This is a genomic window from Bacteroides sp. RCH18, from assembly GCF_058231005.1.
Genome location: NZ_JBIPTC010000003.1, coordinates 20,633 through 43,491, shown reverse-complemented (window position 1 = coordinate 43,491; position 22,859 = coordinate 20,633). Strand labels below are relative to the sequence as shown.

At 37.6% G+C, this 22,859-nt stretch carries 9 protein-coding genes and 3 pseudogenes; 7 read left to right on the top strand and 5 right to left on the bottom strand.

All coding sequences use genetic code 11. From position 1 onward, the window contains the following. Positions 1-92: 92 nt before the first annotated feature. The 5 genes and pseudogenes from ACHLI0_RS23770 to ACHLI0_RS23750 form a co-directional block, all read right to left on the bottom strand. Positions 93-1,152, bottom strand: a pseudogene (locus ACHLI0_RS23770) (DUF4973 domain-containing protein). Positions 1,153-1,174: 22 nt separating this feature from the next. Beyond that, positions 1,175-3,290, bottom strand: a pseudogene (locus ACHLI0_RS23765) (RagB/SusD family nutrient uptake outer membrane protein). Between the two features lie 15 nt (positions 3,291-3,305). Continuing rightward, complete coding sequence (locus tag ACHLI0_RS23760; protein WP_234119053.1) at positions 3,306-6,428, bottom strand: SusC/RagA family TonB-linked outer membrane protein; 3,123 nt, start codon at positions 6,426-6,428, stop codon at positions 3,306-3,308. A 16-nt stretch (positions 6,429-6,444) separates the two neighbouring features. After that, positions 6,445-8,001: an IPT/TIG domain-containing protein gene (locus ACHLI0_RS23755; protein WP_055220889.1), complete on the bottom strand. Its 1,557-nt coding sequence runs from the start codon at positions 7,999-8,001 to the stop codon at positions 6,445-6,447. Positions 8,002-8,058: 57 nt separating this feature from the next. Next, positions 8,059-10,572 (bottom strand): glutaminase domain-containing protein, encoded by a 2,514-nt coding sequence (locus tag ACHLI0_RS23750; protein ID WP_225694123.1) that lies wholly within the window; start codon positions 10,570-10,572, stop codon positions 8,059-8,061. Positions 10,573-11,114: 542 nt separating this feature from the next. Between ACHLI0_RS23750 and ACHLI0_RS23745 the strand changes: the two genes are divergently transcribed. From ACHLI0_RS23745 to ACHLI0_RS23715, 7 genes and pseudogenes are all read left to right on the top strand, one after another. Then, the gene (locus ACHLI0_RS23745) at positions 11,115-12,398 is read left to right on the top strand and encodes a site-specific integrase (protein ID WP_234120795.1); all 1,284 of its coding nucleotides are present in this window, start codon (positions 11,115-11,117) and stop codon (positions 12,396-12,398) included. A 430-nt stretch (positions 12,399-12,828) separates the two neighbouring features. Beyond that, positions 12,829-13,440, top strand: a pseudogene (locus ACHLI0_RS23740) (DUF1793 domain-containing protein); the annotation flags it as partial. A 17-nt stretch (positions 13,441-13,457) separates the two neighbouring features. Further along, positions 13,458-14,999, top strand: coding sequence for an IPT/TIG domain-containing protein (locus tag ACHLI0_RS23735; protein WP_008767674.1), 1,542 nt, complete (start codon positions 13,458-13,460; stop codon positions 14,997-14,999). A gap of 11 nt (positions 15,000-15,010) precedes the next feature. Further along, entirely contained in the window at positions 15,011-18,151 is a 3,141-nt protein-coding gene (locus tag ACHLI0_RS23730; RefSeq protein ID WP_008767673.1) for a SusC/RagA family TonB-linked outer membrane protein, read from the top strand. Positions 18,152-18,167: 16 nt separating this feature from the next. Further along, on the top strand, positions 18,168-20,216 hold the full coding sequence (locus ACHLI0_RS23725) for a RagB/SusD family nutrient uptake outer membrane protein (protein WP_008767672.1): 2,049 nt from the start codon (positions 18,168-18,170) through the stop codon (positions 20,214-20,216). A 16-nt stretch (positions 20,217-20,232) separates the two neighbouring features. Further along, positions 20,233-21,270, top strand: a complete 1,038-nt coding sequence (locus tag ACHLI0_RS23720) for a DUF4973 domain-containing protein (RefSeq protein ID WP_008767671.1) — start codon at positions 20,233-20,235, stop codon at positions 21,268-21,270. A gap of 222 nt (positions 21,271-21,492) precedes the next feature. After that, on the top strand, positions 21,493-22,854 hold the full coding sequence (locus tag ACHLI0_RS23715; protein WP_008767670.1) for a sulfatase-like hydrolase/transferase: 1,362 nt from the start codon (positions 21,493-21,495) through the stop codon (positions 22,852-22,854). Positions 22,855-22,859: the final 5 nt, after the last annotated feature.

Sequence of the window (22,859 nt, the reverse complement as noted above, 5' to 3'; positions counted from 1 at the left end):
AAATAACTTTTCAAAATAAGAGAAGAGGATGAATTCAATGGCTTTTGAACTTCACCCTCTTCTTGATTCGTTAGATTAGCGATTAACAGGAACTACCATTCAATAGCTTGATCTTCGTCCGGAATCTGAGTATTGATATCACGTGATAATGTCAATGTGCCTTTTACATGATAGCGAATGATGGTACTTCCACTGGTATATAATTGAAATAATAATCAACATTATTAATTATTACATAACGGTGTTCCAGATAAGGCTTCGCGTCATCCATTGATGAAGAAATACGAAATGAAGGAGTCACGTCCTCGTTTAATTCAAATCCAATCTCTTCTGCATTATCACAGGAAATAGTAACCGAACCATTTGTCTCGCCATTAAAAGCAAATTTGATTTTATACTTTCTACGGTCTGTATAATCCTCATCTACTATTCCTGCATACGTAAAAATAGTCTGTTCATCTATCACATACCCTCTTATTGACGATTTTGTGATAGATTCTGCTGTTTCTATCGGTTTACCATTTCCATCATATCCGTCACCACCTTGTTGGTTATCCCTGTACCAGAATAATCGCCAGAGTAATCATTAAATGGGAAGATTCTCAATATTGCCTTAGCATAATCTTTACGTGGATGAGCTACGTAGTTGTAAGCCGCATCGTCTACAATCTGCAATGGAAGTACCCATTTTTCTGACATATCAATGTTGCGAAAATCAAATTTAAGATCCAGCAAACCTTTATTTTCTCCTGCTTTTATCTGTAGAGATTCTGGATATGAAGCGTATGCCAATCCTTCTGCTCCCATATCCTCATAATATAGTTCTGTACGTGTAGCGTAACGAGCGTAATTCAAAATATTCAATGTATCAGCATCATGTGCTACGTGTACAGTGACATTACTTGGATTATCAGTAGAACCACTGACAAGTATCGGTAACTGATAATTGGACCTCCCTTCTCCTCCTTCTGCATAATTTCCTTCTGCATCATGGCGGCTATAAGGTACATATATATTCGTCACTCCCTTACTATCCAGTTGTGAACTGAAAGAAATGTAGTGCTCATATTGTTCATCTTCCCATTCCGAATTGCAGGAAGTTCCCAACATTGTCATTGCAGCCAAAGCTGCCAAAGTATATATTTTCTTCATATATAAGTCTTTATGTTTAGAATTAATCATACATTGTCCATCCTGGGTTCTGTGTTAAACGTGAATTACGTTTCAACTCACTATGTTTGATAGGCCATAACCATAGCTTTTCCGAGAAAGTAGACGGGAGATTGTAAACAGGAATTGCCGAATGGAATTCGTCTCTCTTAGCTTCACCAACAAAGACATTACAACCGTATATTTGCAGAGATTCTTCTACTGGTGCATCTTTCCAACGGCGAATATCAAAGTAACGTTTTCCTTCGCCCATCAACTCTATCATACGTTCACGTTTTAATGCTTTACGCATATCATCAACCCCACTCTGCAGATAAATTCGTCTGGATAGTCAGGTAACCCAGCACGAATACGTACCGGATGAATACCTCTTTCCATTTGTTCTTTATCACGGCTAATAGTGTAGGTTGTCGCCTCATTCCAAGAAGGTATATTGTATGTTCCAGTCAACTCATTCAATGCTTCTGCATAAAGCAGTAGAATATCCGCATAGCGAATTGCTGTTTCAGCTTTCGCAACATAATTGCCAGGATAGTCGTTTGGATGAACAAACTTTTTAATTCCTATACCTGTACGCAAGTAGAAACCGTCATTACGATAACCATCGGAACTTCCAAAGTAGTACCAAACCTGTTGATTTACATCGGCAGGTTTGCTTTCAGTCTGGCTCAAATAATACCAGGTACAGCCATTATAAGCAACAGAAGCATAGAATCGTGGTTCGCGTTCTACATATTGCAAAGAAACATTCATCCCAGTTTTAGCCTGATCGTTATCTCCTTTCTTCGGATCATATTTCCAACCTAATTCCGGATATTTATTATCCTTCAAGTCTTGCAAATCAGTAAATCCGGTTCTACGTTCACGAGTATCTACAATACCTTGATAATTAGCTACTCCTTGATACATAGAGTTCATACCTGGCTCATTACTACCATTATTCATATAATATGCATCCAGCATTTTCTGTGTCATACCATGACAGTTCCAGCCGCCATCATCCTTGGGCATCTGATGAAGTACCAACATATCTATATTTGTTGCACCACGTGTAAATATCAGTTCTTTATTGTTTGCAGGTAATATAGTACCATCAAAGATAGTACGATATGATCTGAGCGGGTCAATATTTGTCCATCCTTTTGGCCAGGGGTAATTGGAAAACTCGCCATCAGCCGGTGGAGTAACAGTCGGACGTTCAGAAGGTCCATTATCAGATGTTGATTTATTTACAATATTCAACTCATAAACATCTAAATCGATGACATCACGGCAAGCGGCAGCAGCTTTTGCCCATTTTTCTTCACTATATTCGGAAGAAAGCAAACGACGCCCTTCGTCATCTACCAATTGCTGCGCATATTCATCATTATTTCCATTAGCAAACGGACTAGCTGCAAAAATCAGTGCATAAGCACGAACTGCCAATGCAGCTCCACGAGTAGGTCGGCCTATAGCATAATTATCAGTACGACGGTCATATTGTAACTCTTTAGTAGCCTGTACCATTTCGTCACTGATATATTGTGCCACTTCTTCGTATGAGCTACGTGGAGTAGCTATTTGATCATAACTTTGAGTATAATCCACTCCTTCGTCCGGCATAATAGGCACTGGACCATAACGACGTAAGAGCAACCAGTAATAGTAAGCACGAACAAAACGAGCCTGCCCCTTATAATCTAGTATTTCCCAATTAGCCATCTCTTGACACCGGTCAACATTATGGATAAATACTGATGCTTGGAAAATTCCTTTATAACATGCCCCCATGCCCCAACATTATAAGTATTCTCATCATATTCTCCTAACTTGAACATATTATATGACAATTCATTCTTTGTTGCATCGATTGTCTTATCGCGGTCACCATAATACATATCATCTGAAAAACAAAACGAATTCTCACTTGGCCCTTTAGTCGTCACCTCATAGTTTTCATTTTTTATAAATGAAAAAGCATAAGCTAACCATTCTTCCACATGATCCTTGCTTTCGAAAGTTTTCTCCAGTGTCAGACGATCCTTAAAATATTTCTCCGAATTCAGGTAATCAGAGCAAGAAGAAATTACTCCCATCCCTAATACGGTTAATAATAACATATAAATCTTCTTTATCATAATCTCTTAGTATTTTTATAAGTTAACAGATAAACCCATAGTAACCGATTTTGTTAGCGGATAGGCTTCACCCCGCGGATTGCCAGTTTCCGGGTCCCATGTTTTGAACTTAGACCATGTAATCAGGTTTGATCCTGCAATATAGATACGAATATTATTGAAATGCAGTTTATTGACTATGCTTTTTGGCAAAGTATAACCGATATCCAGATTCTTCAAACGAATATATCGACCATCACGCATCCAATAAGTAGAGGTTTGTTGGTTGTTTTTATTTTCCCCATAAGTTAAACGCGGATATGTTGCATTGGGGTTCTCATTAGCATGCAATCCCAGTTTGGCAGCAGTCTCTGAATCTACCCAACGATCACTTATCATATCTTTAAAGATATTTCCCCAGTCACTTTCGCTGAATGCATATACACACTTACCATAAATAGGGAAAGTGGATTTACCGGCACCTTGGAAATGAACATTTATATCAATTCCTTTCCATGCGAAAGATGCCCCTATACCATATACTAAGTTTGGAGTGGTAGTAGCACCAATAGCAACTTTATCATTATCGTTTACAACACCATCACCATTTACATCTTTATATTTGATATCTCCAGGCTGCACTGTACCGAACTCTTGTTTCGGGCTGGTACGAATATCATCGTAATCAGCAAACAATCCTTCAGCTATCAATCCTTTAACTTGATCTACACGATACCCTTTTTGATATAAATAGGAATAGACTTGATTCTCTTCATCCTTTTCGAGCACTTCATTCTTACTATAAGTTATATTCCCACGAATAGTCATATCCACCTCACCCAGTTTCTGCTTAAGAGCAAAATTGCCATCAAAACCTTGAGATTTCACTTCACCTACATTCGCTTTTGGTTTACTCTCGAGACCTGCAATTTCAGGCAAGAACTCGCGTGTCAAAAAGATACCTGTACGTTTTTCGTGGAAATAGTCAACCGTCGCTGTAAATTTGTCATTAAATAAAGAAAGATCAATACCCAAGTCATCCTTGGTCGCAACTTCCCAGGTAATACCATTAGAAGCCATCTGAGTGTAATGAGTTCCTATGAATGATTTTCCATAATCACCAAATCCCCAGTTATATACATAATTAGGCTTTCCTTCGCTATTATATCCTGTAGTGGCTATAGTATATAAGTATGGAAAACGGTTATTATCTCCAATATTATCATTACCTACCTTACCATGAGAGTAACGTATTTTAAACATATTCATCCATTTCAGGTTATTCTTAACAAATGACTCTTCGGCAACGTTCCATGCAAGAGAAAAAGCCGGGAAGAAACCGAATTGATTTCCTGGTGCAAAATTTTCCGATCCGGTATAACCAAAATTAAAATCAACAAAGTAACGATAGTTCCAGTTATAAGTAAATCGTCCAGCTAACCCTTGATTACGTTTTGATACTCCATTCTTGATATCCGTACCAATGTCTACTGTCCGCTTCTCACTATCTTGTGTGTAACGGAAAGTAACTCCTCCATGATGATTTCCGAAAGCACGTTCCCAGCTTAACAGTAAATCAAGGAATTCACGACGTTTGCCAGAGCTACCACTTGATTGTGTCATGTCATATGCGGAAAACATTTTCTCATAAATAATCTCTCCCGTTTCTTGTCTACGTCCGTTCGCTTTATACAAATCTGGTTGACGATGACGATTAATCCAGTTACTGTTGTCTGTATCGTAACCAAAACGCCCTACGAACTTCAATCCCTTGGTAATGAAATCAAAATTTTGTTCTAATGTAACATTAGTTTGTACATTATTCTGCCAATCTTCATTGTATCCAGTTTGCGTAGATGCAACCCAGGGATTAAGTTTGTTTACGTTATCCCGGTGGGAAATAGGCGCGTATCCATTGGAATAGTATACAGGCGTTGCAATAGGATTGTATCCGAAAAGCATACCCCATAACATCTCGTTATCAGCCAGTCCTGGACTATTACGTTTGGCTAATGAACCTGCTATACCTAGTTTCAATAAAGTCGATTTGGTGATATCTATATCAACATTCATACGATAATTCCACTTTTTATAGTTGGCATTTGTATCGTAATCATCACGTAACGTTTGGTCTGTGTTATACATACCTTGATCTTCCGTATAGCTTGCAGAAACAAAATAACGAGCAGTGTTACCACCACCATTCATGTTCAAGTTAGCGCGATAACTCCATGCTCCGTTTTTTAGGATCAAATCCATCCAGTCCACATTCGGATAGAAATCCGGATCCATTTGTGTACGAAATAACTCTAATTCTTCCGGTTGATAGGCCATTCCTAAATTTCGAGTCACTAATGCTTCGTTCATCAGACTGGCGTAAGAAAGACCGTCTACAAATTCCGGAGTGATGGTACGCGTATTATAAGAAGTTTCTACCTTGGCATCTATATTGATTTTTCCAGCTTTACCACGTTTTGTTGTAATCAATACTACACCATTTGCACCTTTAGAACCATAAATAGCAGTAGCTGACGCATCTTTCAATACTGTGAATGATTCGATGTCCTCGATATTAAGTTCATCCAAACTGCTACGTTCAAAGCCATCCACCAGAATGTAAGCACTTGAACTGGCTCCAAAAGTAGAAATACCACGTATCCAAAACTCAGAAGTACTTTTTCCCGGTTGTCCAGAAGTTTGTCGGGCAATAATACCCGGAACATTACCGGCCAAGGCGTTAGACATATTGGAAGTAGGGAAACGTTTTAAATCTCCCACATTCACATTGGTTACAGCTCCCGTCACTGTCAGTTTTTTCTGTGCCCCCATACCAGTTACCACAACCTCATCCAGTACACTGGCCTCTGATTCTTTCATCTTTACATTAACTGTATGCTGTTCTTTTACAAGTACTTCCACATCATCATATCCGATGTATGAGAAGACTAGTCGATGATAAGGTTCCATCTTTATAGAAAAATTACCATTGATATCTGTAATGGTTCCCAAACCTGCTACATCCTTTACAGTGATATTAACACCAATCATCGGCTCATCTTGTGTGTCGGTAACCGTACCAGTCACGGTAATTGTTTGTTGTGCTGAAATCGTCAATGGGACAACTAGCATCAACAAAAAAATGGCTAAATATTTTTTCATAATCTGATAAATGTGTTTATTCGTTAGATTCCACTGTTGATTCATCTTCCGGCATATTCTCGTCACCGGCTACATTCTCTTCTTGCTCCATTGAAATAGTGCGAATAGTATGTCCCACCTGATCATGTACATAAAAAATATCTTTCGCATCATCGTAAACAAGTCCACTTACATCACGGAAACGAGCCACTTCTCGTAGGTCACCATCATCAGTTCCCCATTGGTTTCCGTCAGCTAAGGAAGTTGACGCTCCTCGTCCCGCATAAGTCGATACGATACCTTCTGGAGTTACTTTACGCACACAGAAGTTTAATCGATCTACAAAATAGAAATCATACTCTTCTTCACCAGTGTAATCCGGATTTTTCACAAATACTCCTTGACACGGATTGTGCATACGGGCCTCAGTTCCTACATCATCCCTATAACCTGTCTGTTTATATCCCCCGACAAAATTATACGGTGTGATAAATTCCTTTTTTATCTCGTCATAGTCGGAACGCATGAAATAATGATTGTTAATCACACCAAAATAAGCATACTTTCCAGTAGGATGAATGAAAATCTGAAATTCCCAACTTGGGTCAGCAATAGTGAATAACTGCTTAAAAGTATTAGGATTGTTCTTTACTATAGGATCCCAACTTCCACCATTCTTAATAGTTTTAAAGTAATCAACCAAGTCTAAACGAAATACTTGTCCCTTTTCATAACTATTAAAATATAATTCTCCGTTGATTGGATGAATAGTAGCTCCATTACATTGTTTGTAAGCAGCTATCAATTGTATATCAGATCTATCATCGAATGTACCATCCGCATTACGTCTAATAATATATACACTAGGACTTTCATCTCCCTTACCATCATAATCAATAGCTACAATCATATATTCCGCCTCATCAGCATATCCTTCTATCTTCTTATTGAAAGCAATGCTTCGTATACGATTAGTAGGTATAGTATTGATATTCAAAGGAGAAGAAAGCATACGATTTTTTAAATCGATCAACTGTATAGCTTTATGTCCATCGTAACAAATATACAAATGATCCTTATTCAACGGATCAAAAGCTAATCGTCCGTTATCGCTAAAGCCACAGCATTTGACACCTTCCGGTCCATCAAATGGTCCGTCTCTCCAACCTTGATCATCACGATTATTGCGATAGCCACAAAGCGTACCTACCACCATCTTTTTCTCATAGCTAAAAGTAGTACTCGCAGTCGTTGTTACTGCATTCTCTCCTTCTCCTACAGTGATTTCAATTTCACCACTAAAAGCTCCTGAAGGAACAAAACAGTAAACATAAGTACTTTTTACATTAATAACAATAGCATCTTTGCCACCAATCTTCACTTTTACCTTCGAAGCATCTGTTCCGAAATTTTCACCATAAATCAATAGTTTCTGATAGGCTCCTCCTTCTTTCGGAGTAAAATCAGAAATTGCTACAGGTTTTGATGGATCAAAGGCTCCAGTCTCTACATTGTCATCGTCCTTACAACTACAAATGCAAATCGTGAATAATGCCAGCAATATCCACCGCCATTCCTTCAATACTTTTTTCATTTTACATTTCATGTTTTTCATTCTAGTTAATAATAAATGTATAGTTAATTAAACATTTCATCGAGTTTTGTCCATTAACACTTGCATCCAGTATCCTCCAATAACCGAACGCGCTTTAAACCCAACCCATTCACCACTATCTGTATGATGCCAATCACTAATAGGTACCCGTGAAGTCGTTTCATTGATATATTTATAGAGTGGATCAATGAATTTCTTGAAAGTTTCTAAATCTGGAGACATAGCAGCTGTCCACATAATCCAGTCAGACTTAGTATACTCTTTGCGAGAGTCTAATGGTAATCCATAAGGATTCTGTTTCATTAAATAATAGTTAATTTCTTTGTCGATTACATTATTCGGGAATAAATTCAAATTCCACATTTTATCCCAAATAATATTATATTTCTGGCTCCAGGTATTCTCACGGTCGAAAGCAAGACGATAGTGATCACCTTCATTTGCCATTTCTTCCCATTTCACCGCCATTTTCTTGGCTATACCTGCATATTTCTCTGCAACATCATATAAGCCAAGCATGTGCGCCATTTCGCTATATCCGGCTACCCCCATGATCGCTTTTACCGAAAGGTTCGCATTATGAGCCCAATGACCGGCGAAGTCATCAGTGCATAATTGGTTCTCCGGGTCCTGTCCATACTCTACGAGATAGTTTGTCCAAGTAGTTAAGAGATCCCAATATTTTTTTACATAGTCAGCGTTTCCTTCGATTTTGCTAATAGCAGCAGCAAGAATTACCATGTTACCTCCTTCTTCAATTGGCATGTCACCTCCATACACTTGACCATTAGCAATAGGATAAGTCCCTAAATCGTGTGCTGGAAAAGGTTTGTTCCAACGACCGCTAGCACTATACTCAAAGATGCTAGTCATCATAGCTTTCTGTAATTCAGGGTTATAAACCAAAAATAGTGGTGCGGATGGATAAGTTAGGTCTACTGTATTTACACAACCATTACTGTTGTTTTCTTTAGAGAACCATAACAAGTTACCTTCTTTATCAGTAAAGAGTTTATGAGCAGAGATCACTTGGCGATAAGATGCCGAACAGATTTCTGCATATTTTTTGCCACCTGCCTTTTCTGCATCGTCATAAATAAGTTCGTCAAAGGCGCGACAACGTTCCATAATAGCCTGATAGTTGTCTCTCAATTTTTCGAAAGCATCGAAGATAGTCACTTTGCCATCATGCTTCCAATAGCCCATACGCTTCTCGTACATATACTCAATAGAGTAAATGTCATCATAACCAAGCATCATGAATCCTTCTTTCCCGCTATTGGAGACAGAACCGAGATTGTGAACATATGCCATAGCCGGATTATCTTCCTCTTTACGAGTTGTCCATTTAGTCTTTGTAGTGGCTAATGTACCATTTTTCACGAATGATTCTTTCATTCCGTAATAGTCTCCCAAACTGACTGATTTACCTGATCCATTCGTACTAGCAAGATATGCATAACCCCAATCAGCACAAATCAAGTCACCTCTTCGGTCACATATTGGTTGATCGATTGAACCTGCTTCTACATAACTGATACCGTTCTTTGATAAGGTACGAGCAACAGTAGGCTGGTTACTTTCATTAATAGCCAGTTCAGGAGTTGTCTCCATATAGAATTGTACATCATGAGTTTTTTTATCTAATGAACGTACACGATAAGAAACATAGTTTATAGGAGTTGACAATAAATCAAGATCATCAATCAATTGAGGAGCGGTAAACACGACATCAAGCTCTACAGGACCACAAGTGAAAGTATAGTAGGTGGAAGTAGCCAATACGTCTACAGATTTCTGAACTGCTTCATTTGCAAACTTAACAGCATTTTCCTTCTCACGAAACAATCCGAAATCGACATATGAACCACCTGTAGTATTGTGGCAATGGGCAGCGATTACGTTCTTACCTTTACGAAGTTTCTTTTTTGCTTCTTCTGAAAGTTTCAGATATACATTATTCTTCCAGACAAGTCCTGTAGAAACAAGCTTTTCCCCATTTAGATACAACTCAAATACATCATCATGAGAATAGATCAGATAAATATCTTCAGCGATATTCGGTTCATTAAAATCGAAAGTGCGACGAATGTAGATATCGGTATTGTCTCCTTTCCATTCTGTGTGAATACGTTCCATATCACGACTCCCAAACGCTGCTTTACCTTTCTTCCAATTGCTATCATCAAACTGAAATTCTTGCCATCCGTTTGCTGGTTGGCTGTTAGTGTACGCTGCTTCCCAACGTTCTACATTAGTCATAGGAGCAATAGGTACCAGATTAATTTTATCTTTCCCCAAAAAACGATATACTTTTCCGTCAACACGCAGAGCACCCAATAAAGGTTTCTTCGCACTTGTCCAATGCTCTGTACTACCTTCCATTAATTTATCATAGGGTGACCAGATCGAGAAATAAGGATCTGAAACGATAATAGGCACCGACGGAGCACGTAGCGCTATATCTTTTGCAGGTTTTAATAAGTCAACGGTCTGGGCATTTGCCAACAAGCCGACTGAAAGAGCCATTATGGCTAGCAATTTCTTCATAAATATTTGCTTTAAATTAATCTTCAAATCCAAGGTTATCCATCCATCAATCTTATTTACCTCATAAAAAAACAAGCCCTAAGTATTCTTTTAAATCCACTTTTTACCTTAATATTATCTCACCTTTGAATAATTGCAATCTTTATACCCGTTTTCCTATACCTTTAATATATAATACCAGTACTGTCATATTTAGGATGAAATGTTATGGAGAAGCGGCTAACAAATTGTGTATTTCTAGCAAATATCGAGTTTTAACAAACTCTTTATTTTCCATAGTATCTCATCTTTGATGACACAAAATAATGGAATTAATAGAAGAAACAAGGAAAATCTGTGTTCAAGAAAGGACAAAATCTATTCTTTTTTGGATTTCAAACGTTCTTTTAACATACAGAACAGGGGTTCTGACGCTGTTTGAGCAGTATTTATCCTTTTTTGAGCAGATTTTATCCTTACCACCTCAAAATGAAGGTCTATTAATTGATGACTTCTAACTTTAACAAAAGAGATATTGGTCATTTCAGATAGCTTTCGTAAATTTGCAACACGAATGCAATACTGATTATACCATCGCAAAATATATACCATATATTAAACCCAAGTATGTTACCCAAGAGGGAACTACTGTCCTTTATGTTCGATATAATTACAATCGGAACAAGCGTACGCTTATCTCTACCGGATACAATATCAAACCGGAACATTGGGATGCAAAAAGGAAATGGATTAAGCGTGCATGTCCCCATTATGAAGAAATTGATGCCTGCTTGATTAAGATAACATCTAAACTCGGTGATATTCTCACTTATGCAAAAGTGAACGGCATAGATCCGACAGTTGATTTTGTCTTGCTTGAATTAGAAAAGAACAGGGAATATGATCTGCGTCCTAATCGAGTAGATATGTTTGATGCATTAGAACGATATATAGTGGAAAAAGCACCATCCGTCTCTGCAGATCAAATAAAAGACTATCGAACACTCCGCAAGCATCTGACCGCCTTCAAAGAATACTCATCACAACCTGTAACATTCCGCAATTTGAATCTGACATTTTACAACGAGTTTATGGATTATCTATTTCATAAAGTAGTAAAACCAAACGGAACCGTAGGGCTGCTCACCAATTCCGCAGGAAAAATCATACGTTTGTTGAAAGGCTTTGTTAATTATCAAATAGTAAAAGGAATTATTCCACCGATTGACCTAAAGAACTTCAAAGTTGTAGAGGAGGAAACTGATGCTATTTATCTGAATGAAAAGGAGCTGGCTGCAATATACGAACTTGATTTATCAGATGATAAGCAATTGGAAGAAATACGAGATATATTCATTACCGGGTGTTTCACAGGATTACGATACAGTGACCTTTCAACTCTAAGTCCTGAGCATATTGATTTGGATAATGAGAATATAAATCTCAAACAACGGAAGGTACACAAGGCTGTAGTGATTCCCATGATTGATTATGTGCCTGAAATTCTTAAAAAGTATAATTATGATTTGCCTAAAATCCCACGATACATGTTTAATGAGAGAGTCAAAGAGTTGGGGCGGAAGATAAAATTGAGCCAGAAGATTGAAGTTGTCCGCAGGAAAGGTAAAGAGCGAGAAAAGAGGATATATGAGAAATGGGAAATGATCTCTTCCCACACCTGTCGGCGATCGTTTTGTACAAACATGTATCTATCTGGTTTTCCTGCAGCAGAACTAATGCGTATATCCGGACATAAAAGTCCATCTGCGTTTATGCGATATATTAAAGTGGATAATCAGCAGGCTGCTAAAAGACTAAAAGAGTTGCGTGCCAAATTAGCCAGATGAATTCTTTAGGGAGATAAAACTATAACCATTTTTAGGATAAGACAACACGTTAAGTTTCCTCGGAGGAAACGCTCGTTCCCTCACCGGGAAACGACAGTTTCCATTCCAAGAAATTACAGGAAACTCTAAGTTATTGATATCTAACCATATAAAGTGCTATCGGTAATATTATAGAGTTTATGTTCATGTCCAAACAGATATGCTTCATTCTTACATCGTTAGAGCATTTAGACAGATGAAAATAAAGTTTTTAAATAAATCTATAAGGAACTGCTATTCTAATATATAAGACAAGTATTTCATACTTCCTATAATTCTTTTCTTTCTGTAACTTATTTATTCATGTATAATACATAGAATTACAATACAAACGCAATACAATTCAATCGTAATCCATTAATTAAGAGGATATTAATGTATTTACGGGTCGTTTGGACAGGACCCGGAGAACCAATTATGCACGGATGACTTCGCCGGTCATTGGGCCCATAATGCCAATCTTTCAGTAAAAGCGATCATGGGTGTAGCCGGATATAGCGAAATGGCGCATATGCTTGGTTTATATGATGTTGCAGAGAAATATGCAGGTATAGCCAAGAAAATGGCGGTGAAATGGGAAGAAATGGCAAATGAAGGTAATCATTACCGCCTTGCTTTCGACCGTGAGAATACCTGGAGTCAGAAATATAATATGATTTGGGACAAGATGTGGAATCTGAATTTGTTCCCCAATAATGTAATCGACAAGGAAGTAAGTTACTATTTGACGAAACAGAATCCTTATGGATTGCCATTGGACTCTCGCAAAGAGTATACAAAGTCTGACTGGATTATGTGGATTGCAGCTATGTCTCCAGACCAAGATACTTTCGAACAGTTCATAAATCCTCTCTATAAATATATCAATGAAACGACTTCACGGGTACCCATCAGCGACTGGCATCACACAGATAGTGGGAAATGGGTTGGTTTTAGAGCTCGCTCGGTAATAGGAGGTTATTGGATGCAGGTATTGATGAACAAAGTCATGAATAATCAGTAATTTAAATCTAATTTATTATGAATTTAAAAAGTAACAAGAAAAGTAAGTTTTGGTGTATACCATACGTCATGCTTACATTATTAGCCTTTTTTTTAGGAAGCTGTGATGATGGAAAAGAAGTATCTCCTATTACAGGTAGTGGAGGAACTCCATTCAATCCTGCTTTTCCTATTCGTATTGATAGTATTTACCCTAAAGCAGGCTCTGCAGGGCAAAGAGTACTTATTTATGGAGAGAATTTTGGAAATAATCCTTCCCAATTGGAAGTTTATATTGGTGGTCAGAAAAGCTCGGTTGTAAATGTAAAGTCTACATATATGTATTGTCTTATGCCATCAAAAGCCTATGAAGGTGATATACAGGTTACGATAAAAGATGGAGAAAAAACATATACTTCTGAAAAATCTGATGTGAGATTTGAATATCAACGATTAAAAGTAGTAAGTACTTTACTTGGTGAGGTTAATCCACAAATTTCCGATAAAAAGAAAAATTTTGAAATAAAAGACGGGCCTTTTGATAATTGTGGCGGTGTTGCTAATCCTTGTTTTATGAAATGGGATCCTGAGTACCCTGAGTTGTTATATTTTGCTGAGGATACATCTGTTGACCCTGAAGGTGTTACAGGTTCTGGTATACGCTGTATTGATTTCGGACGGCAACAATTATATACTATTCTTCCTAGGAGTGAGTATGGAGGGTATGAGCGTGGGCGTTCTATTGATTTTTTTAAAGATAAGGACGGAGTGTATCATATGGTTGTGGCTACATCACAAGCTAATGCAACTAATCCTGCGGTCTATATGTTTGATCGTGTTTCAGATACAACTAAACCATGTGGTTTTAAATGGTCAAATAGAAGAACAATTGTGAATTACAATGGTTGCGCATGTGCAGCAATCCATCCCCAAAACGGTGATTTATATTTTACTCATTTTCAGAAAGGTCACCTTTATAGAGTAAAAAAAGATATTCTTCAAGAATTTGTTGACGGAACCCGTACTACAGCTGTTTCACCTGGGACAGGGGCGGACTATATGTTTACCGTCCAAGATAAAGAATGGGAATTTAATATAATTATTCATCCAACAGGAAATTATGCTTACCTTATGGTTATTAACAAGCACTATATTCTTCGTTCTGATTATAATGGGGAGTCTTTTACTACTCCTTACGTGGTAGCAGGAAGCGCTAATCAAAATGGATATGTAGATGCTGTTGGGAATTTAGCTAAGTTCGATTCGGCATACCAAGGTGTATTTGTAAAGAATGATAATTATAAAGGTGAGATAGATGAATATGACTTTTATATTGCAGATAAACATAACCATGCTATCCGAATTTTAACTCCACTGGGACAAGTCTCAACATTTGCAGGTCGAGGAAGCGCTAGTTTAAATTCTAATCCTTGGGGGTATGTTAATGGGGATTTGAGAAAAGAAGCTCGTTTCGAACGTCCTAAAGCTATTGCATATGATGAAAAGACAGGAATAGTTTATGTAGGTGATGCTTATAATCACCGTATCCGTAAAATAGCTTTAGAAGAATTTAATGATTAACACACTAAAATATGAAAAAATTATTTGTCTTATGTACTATGTTGCTATGGGTGGCTATAAACGCCTTGGCACAGCAAAAGATTAGTGTCTCTGGTATTGTCACAGATGAGAATAAAGAACCGGTCATTGGTGCTAATGTTAGTGTAAAAGATGTCCCAGGGCTAGGAACAATCACAGATCTCAACGGACGATATGTAATTAAAGTGGAACCTTACAATCGCTTGGTATTTTCTTATATTGGTTATCAGTCACAAGAAGTTCTAATAAAAAATCAGTCAAAAGTAAATATAGTACTAAAAGAAGATGTTACCAATGCTATTGACGAAGTGGTTATTACTGGTACTGGAGCTCAGACAAAATTGACTCAGACAGGGGCTATTACAACAGTAAATGTAGATCATCTGAAAGCTAATCCGTCTTCTAGTATCGTAAATACATTAGCCGGTAATGTCGCTGGTGTTTTGGCAATGCAGACTTCCGGACAACCTGGTAAAAATGTATCTGAGTTTTGGATTCGTGGAATTTCGACTTTTGGTGCAAGTACTAGCGCGTATGTCTTGGTTGATGGCTTCGAACGCAGTATGGATGAAATCAATATAGAAGATATTGAATCCTTTTCAGTTTTAAAAGATGCTTCTGCCACTGCTATTTATGGATCAAAAGGCGCGAATGGGGTAGTATTGATTACAACTAAACACGGTAAAGCCGGTAAAATTAATATTACCGCAAAAGCAGAAACGACTTATAATATGCGTACGATCACTCCTGAATTTGAGAATGGGGTAAATTATGCAAATTTTTTAAATGAAGCACGTATTACTCGTAACTATGAACCCGTTTACCAGCCTGAAGAGTTGGATATTATCCGTCTTGGGTTAGATCCAGACCTCTATCCGAATGTGGACTGGATGGATTTACTATTAAAGGAGGGAGCGTGGCAACATCGGGTAAATCTGAATATGAATGGTGGTGGAAATACTGCACGCTATTTTGTATCTTTCAGTTATTTGGACGAACAGGGTATGTATAACACGGATAGCTCGTTAAAAGGAGATTATAACACGAACGCTGATTATCGCCGTTATAATTATCGCATGAACACAGATATTGATATTACAAAAAGTACACTTCTCAAGTTAGGAGTTTCCGGTTATTTATCCAAAAGAAATAGTCCGGGATTGGGAGATTCTGATGTATGGGGAGAACTTTTTGGATATACTCCAATAAGAACTCCGGTATTATATTCTAATGGCTATGTACCTGCCGTCGGTACGGGTAATAAGACTAACCCATGGGTAGCGGCTACCCAAACAGGTTTTAATGAGAATTGGAAAAATACTATTCAAACTAATGTAACATTGGAGCAGAAACTAGACTTCATTACTAAAAATCTGAAATTTGTAGGACGTTTTGGATATGACACATATAATGATAATACTATCAAACGTCATAAATGGCCGGAACAATGGCTTGCGGAACGAGCTCGCAATGAAGAGGGTGAATTAGTATTTAAAAAGATTTCCGGTGCAGGCAATATGGCACAGGAGAGTAGTTCAAGTGGAAATCGTCGTGAATTCTTAGATTTGACGTTAAATTGGAACAGAGCGTTTAAAGCACATCATCCTAGCGCGACATTGAAATATACCCAAGATGCTTTTGTTAAAACGGTTGCTTTGGGAGATGATTTAAAAGAGGGAGTGAGTAGACGAAATCAGGCTTTGGCAGGGCGCTTTGCTTATAATTATAACTATCGATATTTTGTTGACTTCAATTTTGGTTACAACGGTTCGGAAAATTTTGCGAAAGGACATCGTTTTGGCTTTTTTCCCGCATATTCTCTGGCATGGAATATTGCAGAAGAGAAAATAATAAAAAAGCATCTGAAATGGATGAATATGTTTAAGGTTCGTTATTCTTATGGTAAGGTCGGTAATGATAATGTAGGAACCCGTTTCCCATATCTTTATTCAATTGCCGATAACTATAAAGAAAATGATCAGACGAAATATTATGCAGGTTACAACTGGGCCACTTATGGAAGTAATAAATCTTATAATGGTTTACGCTATACAAAACTTGCTTCTAATGATATAACATGGGAAATAGCAACCAAAAGCGACCTTGGTATAGATATGGCTTTATTTAATGACAAATTCACAGCTACGATCGACTATTTTGATGAAAGTCGTAGTGGTATTTATATGGAGCGTGCATTCTTACCAGGAATGGTTGGTCTGGATGGCAATAAACCTTATGCTAATGTGGGTGAAGTAAATTCAAAAGGGTTTGATGGAAACTTTAGTTATAAACAAAAAATTAGTGATGTTAAGTTCACTGTACGTGGTAATATCACATATAGTAAGAATGAAATCATAGAACGCGATGAAGAGAACAATGTTTATGCTTATCAAATGAAAAAAGGGTATCGGGTTAATCAAAATAGAGGCTTGATAGCTTTAGGATTATTTAAGGACTATGATGACATTCGTAACAGTCCTACACAGAAATATGGTCCTGTAATGCCCGGTGATATTAAATATAAAGATGTAAATGGTGATGGTGTTGTCAATGATGGCGATATCGTAGCTATTGGTTCAACTAGTAAACCAAATCTAATTTATGGTTTAGGTCTTTCTGCTACCTGGAAGGGATTGGATGTAAGCTTACATTTCCAAGGTGCCGGTAAATCTCAGTTCTTTACTTATGGCAAATGTATATGGGCTTTTACAGAAGGACAATGGGGTAATATTCTTAAAGGAACGCTGGATAATCGTTGGGTGGATGCGGAGACTGCACAAAAGCTTGGCATCCCTGCTAATGAGAATCCGAATGCATCATACCCTCGTTTGAGTTATACGGATAATGGTAATGGTAATACAACGATCTATGAATATAAAAATAATTACCGTAATTCGACATATTGGTTGCGTAATGGTTCATATGTCCGTCTGAAAACGATTGATGTCGGTTATACTCTTCCGAAGAAGATCGTGAATAAGATACATTTTAATAATGTACGTATTTTCATGACAGGAACTAATTTACTGACATGGTCCAGTTTTAAACTTTGGGATCCTGAAATGGGGGCTTCACGTGGTGAGCAATATCCATTAGCTAAGTCTATAACACTCGGTTTAAGCGTTAACTTATAAAATTCAGAACAATAAAATGAAAAAATATATATTATTGATAATTATAATCGGTTTCGGGACTACATCATGTTCTGACTATTTGGATTCAGAATACATTTTTAAAGATCGTGAATCTTTGGAGAAGATATTTACAGATTATGATAAGACCGAACAGTGGTTGGCACGTGCATATTCATTCCTTACCGGGCAATGCTGCGATGTAGGCAGTAAACGCAATACTCCGTTTGTGTTTGACGACTGTATGTACTATGGTGATGATGATGTTACCATAGACGCATCCAAAGGTGGAAACATGTCATATAATAAGTTTCATGAAGGAGGGTATGACGAAGGTGCTTTCCAGGATACTTGGGATCGCTGTTATAATGGTATTCGTCAGGCTACGATTTTCATGCAGAATGTGGATATGAACGATAAATATAAACCTGAAGAGATTGTTGATCTTAAAGCGCAAGCGCGTTTTGTTAGAGCTTATTTTTATTGGATTCTTCTTCGTAAATATGGGCCGATACCTCTAGTTCCGGAAAATGGTTTTAACTACAATGACTCTTATGATGATGTCGCTACACCACGCAGTTCTTATGATGTTTGTGCCAATTATATTGCAAGTGAAATGGTAATAGCAGCTAAAGATTTGCCATTGACGAGAGAGCAACTTAGTATAAACCGTCCGACGCGGGGAGCGGCTTTGGCTACCCGTGCATTAGCTCTATTGTATGCTGCCAGTCCGTTAACGAATGGTAATAATGATGAATATGCACAACAATTGCTGGATGATAAAGGTAATCGTTTGCTTTCTCCTGAATATGATGAAAGTAAATGGGCAAAAGCAGCTGCTGCCTGCAAAGATGTAATGGAATTGAATGTATATAAGCTTTATACCACAGGTATCAATACCGTGAATACAGGTGCTTTTCCGGCAACTATAGCGCCTCCACATCACGATGTATATTCAAATGAAGATTTTCCGAATGGATGGGCGAATATTGATCCATACGAATCATATCGTGCATTGTTTAATGGAACTGTGTCATCAGTAGATAATCCTGAACTGATTTTTACTAGAGGGCAGAACATCGGTGGTGAACGCATTAAGGATATGGTAATTCACCAACTGCCTTCCGTTGCTAAAGGATGGAATACCCATGGAATGACTCAAAAACAAGTAGATGCTTATTATATGAATACTGGAGACGATTGTCCTGGAATGAATTCTCAGTACGCAGGATACCAAGCATATAAGGATCGTGTAGACAATCGCCCGCGACCAGTCGGCTATACTTCAAACGCACAGGACTATAAACCGCTTTCTGCAAATGTTTCTTTGCAATATGCAAATCGGGAACCACGTTTTTATGCTTCTGTTGCTTTTAACGGTGCCAGATGGTATTTAGGAAATGAATCTCAGCAAGCAAATCAGAATAAACAAGTATTCTACTATCGAGGTGGAGGTAATGGTTATTCCAATAATATGTTTTGGCTGCGTACAGGTATTGGAGTGATGAAATACGTGAACCCAAGCGATACTTATGAAAATAGCGACGGAGCCAAAATTATTGATAAAGATGAACCAGCTATTCGTTATGCCGATATTCTGTTGATGTATGCAGAGGCATTAAACGAATTGACTACATCTTATGAGGTTTCCTCATGGGACGGAATTAAAGCTTATACCATTAACCGTGATCCGGAAGAAATGAGAAAAGGAATAAAACCTGTGCGTATGCGTGCCGGTGTACCGGATTATGATACTCCTATATATGATAACCCTGCAAAATTCCGTATTAAACTGAAACGTGAACGACAGATTGAGCTCTTTGCTGAAGGGAAACGTTACTATGATCTTCGTCGTTGGAAAGATGCAGAATTGGAAGAGTCAGTGCCTGTTTATGGTTGTTATACTTTTATGACTGAAAGTCAGAAAGATCTTTTCCATACACCGGTACCCATATCTAATCTTTCAGCAACTTTTTCATCCAAAATGTATTTCTGGCCTATAAAACATGATGAATTGAAACGCAACAAACGTTTAACTCAGAATCCTGGTTGGACTTATAATGATTAATTAAAAAAGAAAAGATATGAAAAAGATATATACTTATTTGATGATGCTAACTGTTAGCGCATTAATTATCTCCTGTAATGAAGAGTGGAGTGGTGAACAATATGAACATTATATTTCTTTTAAAGCTCCAATAAACAGTGATGGGGTATCACGAATTAACGTACGCTATAAGGCGAACGAAGCAACTACTTATCAGGTGCCTTTGATAGTTAGCGGTACGACTTTAAATGATAAAAACTATACAGTACGTATTGGTTTGGACCCAGATACTTTAGTGGTTCTTAATAAAGAACGTTATAGTACGCGTATAGATCTTTATTATCAGGTATTACCAGCTACTTTCTATTCATTGCCGGAGACCGTTGAAATAAAAGCAGGGGAGAATACAGCACTTTTACCTATAGATTTTAAGTTGAATAATATTGATTTGTCAGAGAAATGGGTGCTGCCTTTAACTGTTGAAGAATCTTCAGATGGTAGCTATACCCCTAATTATCGTAAGCATTATCGCAAAGCATTACTCCGTGTTATGCCTTTTAATGATTATTCGGGCAATTATAGTGCAGTAAATTATAAGTGTTATATCAAAGGAGCGGAAAGTGAGGCCCCATTTGTCAAAAACTATGTAATGACTTATGTGGTGGACGATCAAAGCCTTTTTTTCTATGCTGGCATTATTGATGAAACCCGTGTCGATAGGAAAGGATATAGGATTCTTGCTAAATTTATAAATAATGATAATGGAGAAATCGGCAATGTGGAATTATCTCCTGCAGATTCTGACAATAAAATGAAATTTCAAATAGGTAAAGATGACTATGGGAAAGAGGTAACCCCTACCTATAGTGTAACTGAAACAATGGATCCTATTCGTCCTTATTTGAAACGTAAGACTATAATCATTAGAAATATTAATTACACTTATGTTGACTATACTACAATTCCGGGGGTAGAAACCGAATATCATGTAATAGGTTCTTTGGCTTTAGAGCGTCAGATCAATACTCAAATACCAGATGAAGATCAAGCTATTGACTGGGAGGCTGGGAATTAAATAGTTTTGTCTATTGATTAATATTGGATAAATTATCAAATATAAGAGATAGAGAAGAACATATGACCGGAGTTCTTCTCTATCTTTATTCTTTTGTGAAAGAAAATCGATTATTTATTAGATATTGCTTTTTATTGGTCAGAATTTTGCCTTTTTTCTATGATATCTTCCTTATTTTTGTTTGGAAGCAATGAGAATGGTGTTAATTAAATCGGAATAATTATGAATATAAAAAAACATTTACCTTGGTTGGGGGCTTTACTCCCTATTATTAATGCACAAGCGGATACGAATCCCAATGTAGTTATCATTTATATCGACGACATGGGTATAGGTGATATTGGCTGTTATGGAGGAAAATTTGTAGCGACGCCCAATATTGATAAACTGGCACAGGACGGATTATTGTTTAATCAATATTATTCTTCCGCACCGGTTAGTTCACCCTCCCGTTGTGGATTAACAACAGGACTTTTCCCTATTGAAGTAGGAATTAATACTTTCCTTAACGACAAGGCAAGTAATAAGAGGTGCGAGCAGCGTAATTATCTGGACGACAAACTTCCTTCTATGGCACGTGCTTTTCAGAATGCAGGATATGCTACCGGACACATTGGTAAATGGCACATGGGAGGTGGACGTGATGTGCACAATGCCCCTTCTATCAAGAACTATGGGTTTGATGAATATCTTTCTACTTATGAAAGCCCCGATCCGGACCCTGCGATAACAGCTTCTAAGTGGATATGGTGTGATAATGACAGTATAAAACGTTGGAAACGCACAGAATATTTTGTAGATAAGAGTATTGACTTTATTAAACGTCATAAAGATAGTCCATTCTTTCTCAATCTTTGGCCGGATGATATGCATACACCATGGGTACCGGAGTTTAAGCAAAAAGAAAGAAAAAGCTGGGAGACAAAAGAGGCGTTTTCGCCTGTGCTTGGAGAGATGGACAAACAAATCGGTCGTTTTATTAAGGCACTGGATGATATGGGATTATCCGAAAATACGATTATCATCTTTACCAGTGATAATGGACCTGCACCCAGTTTCAAGGCTGTTCGCTCCGCTTATTTGAGAGGTACCAAGAATAGCCTTTACGAAGGAGGTATCCGTATGCCGTTTATTGTCAAATATCCTAAGAAGATTAAACCCGGTCGGGTGAATAATTCTTCAGTGCTATGTGCGGTGGATTTATATCCTACTTTATGTTCCGTGGCCGGGATTAAAACTGAGAAGAACTATAAAGGTGATGGACAGAATTATGCAAAAGTTTTGCTCGGGAAGTCGGAGGCAAAACGAAAAACGGATTTAATGTGGGACTTTGGTCGAAATAAGCATTTTGGTTTTCCCGGCAATCCTTACGATAGAAGTCCGCATCTGGCAATCCGTAGCGGCAAGTGGAAGCTGTTGGTGAACGGAGACGGAAGCGATGCACAACTATATGATATGGAGCTGGATAAATTCGAGAAGAATAACATAGCTGGCGAACATCCGGAATTAGTTGCAAAACTAAGCAAGAAAGTATGCGAATGGTACGCCCAAAACAAAGATAAAGGATTGCAAACAGACCTCTAATTAAA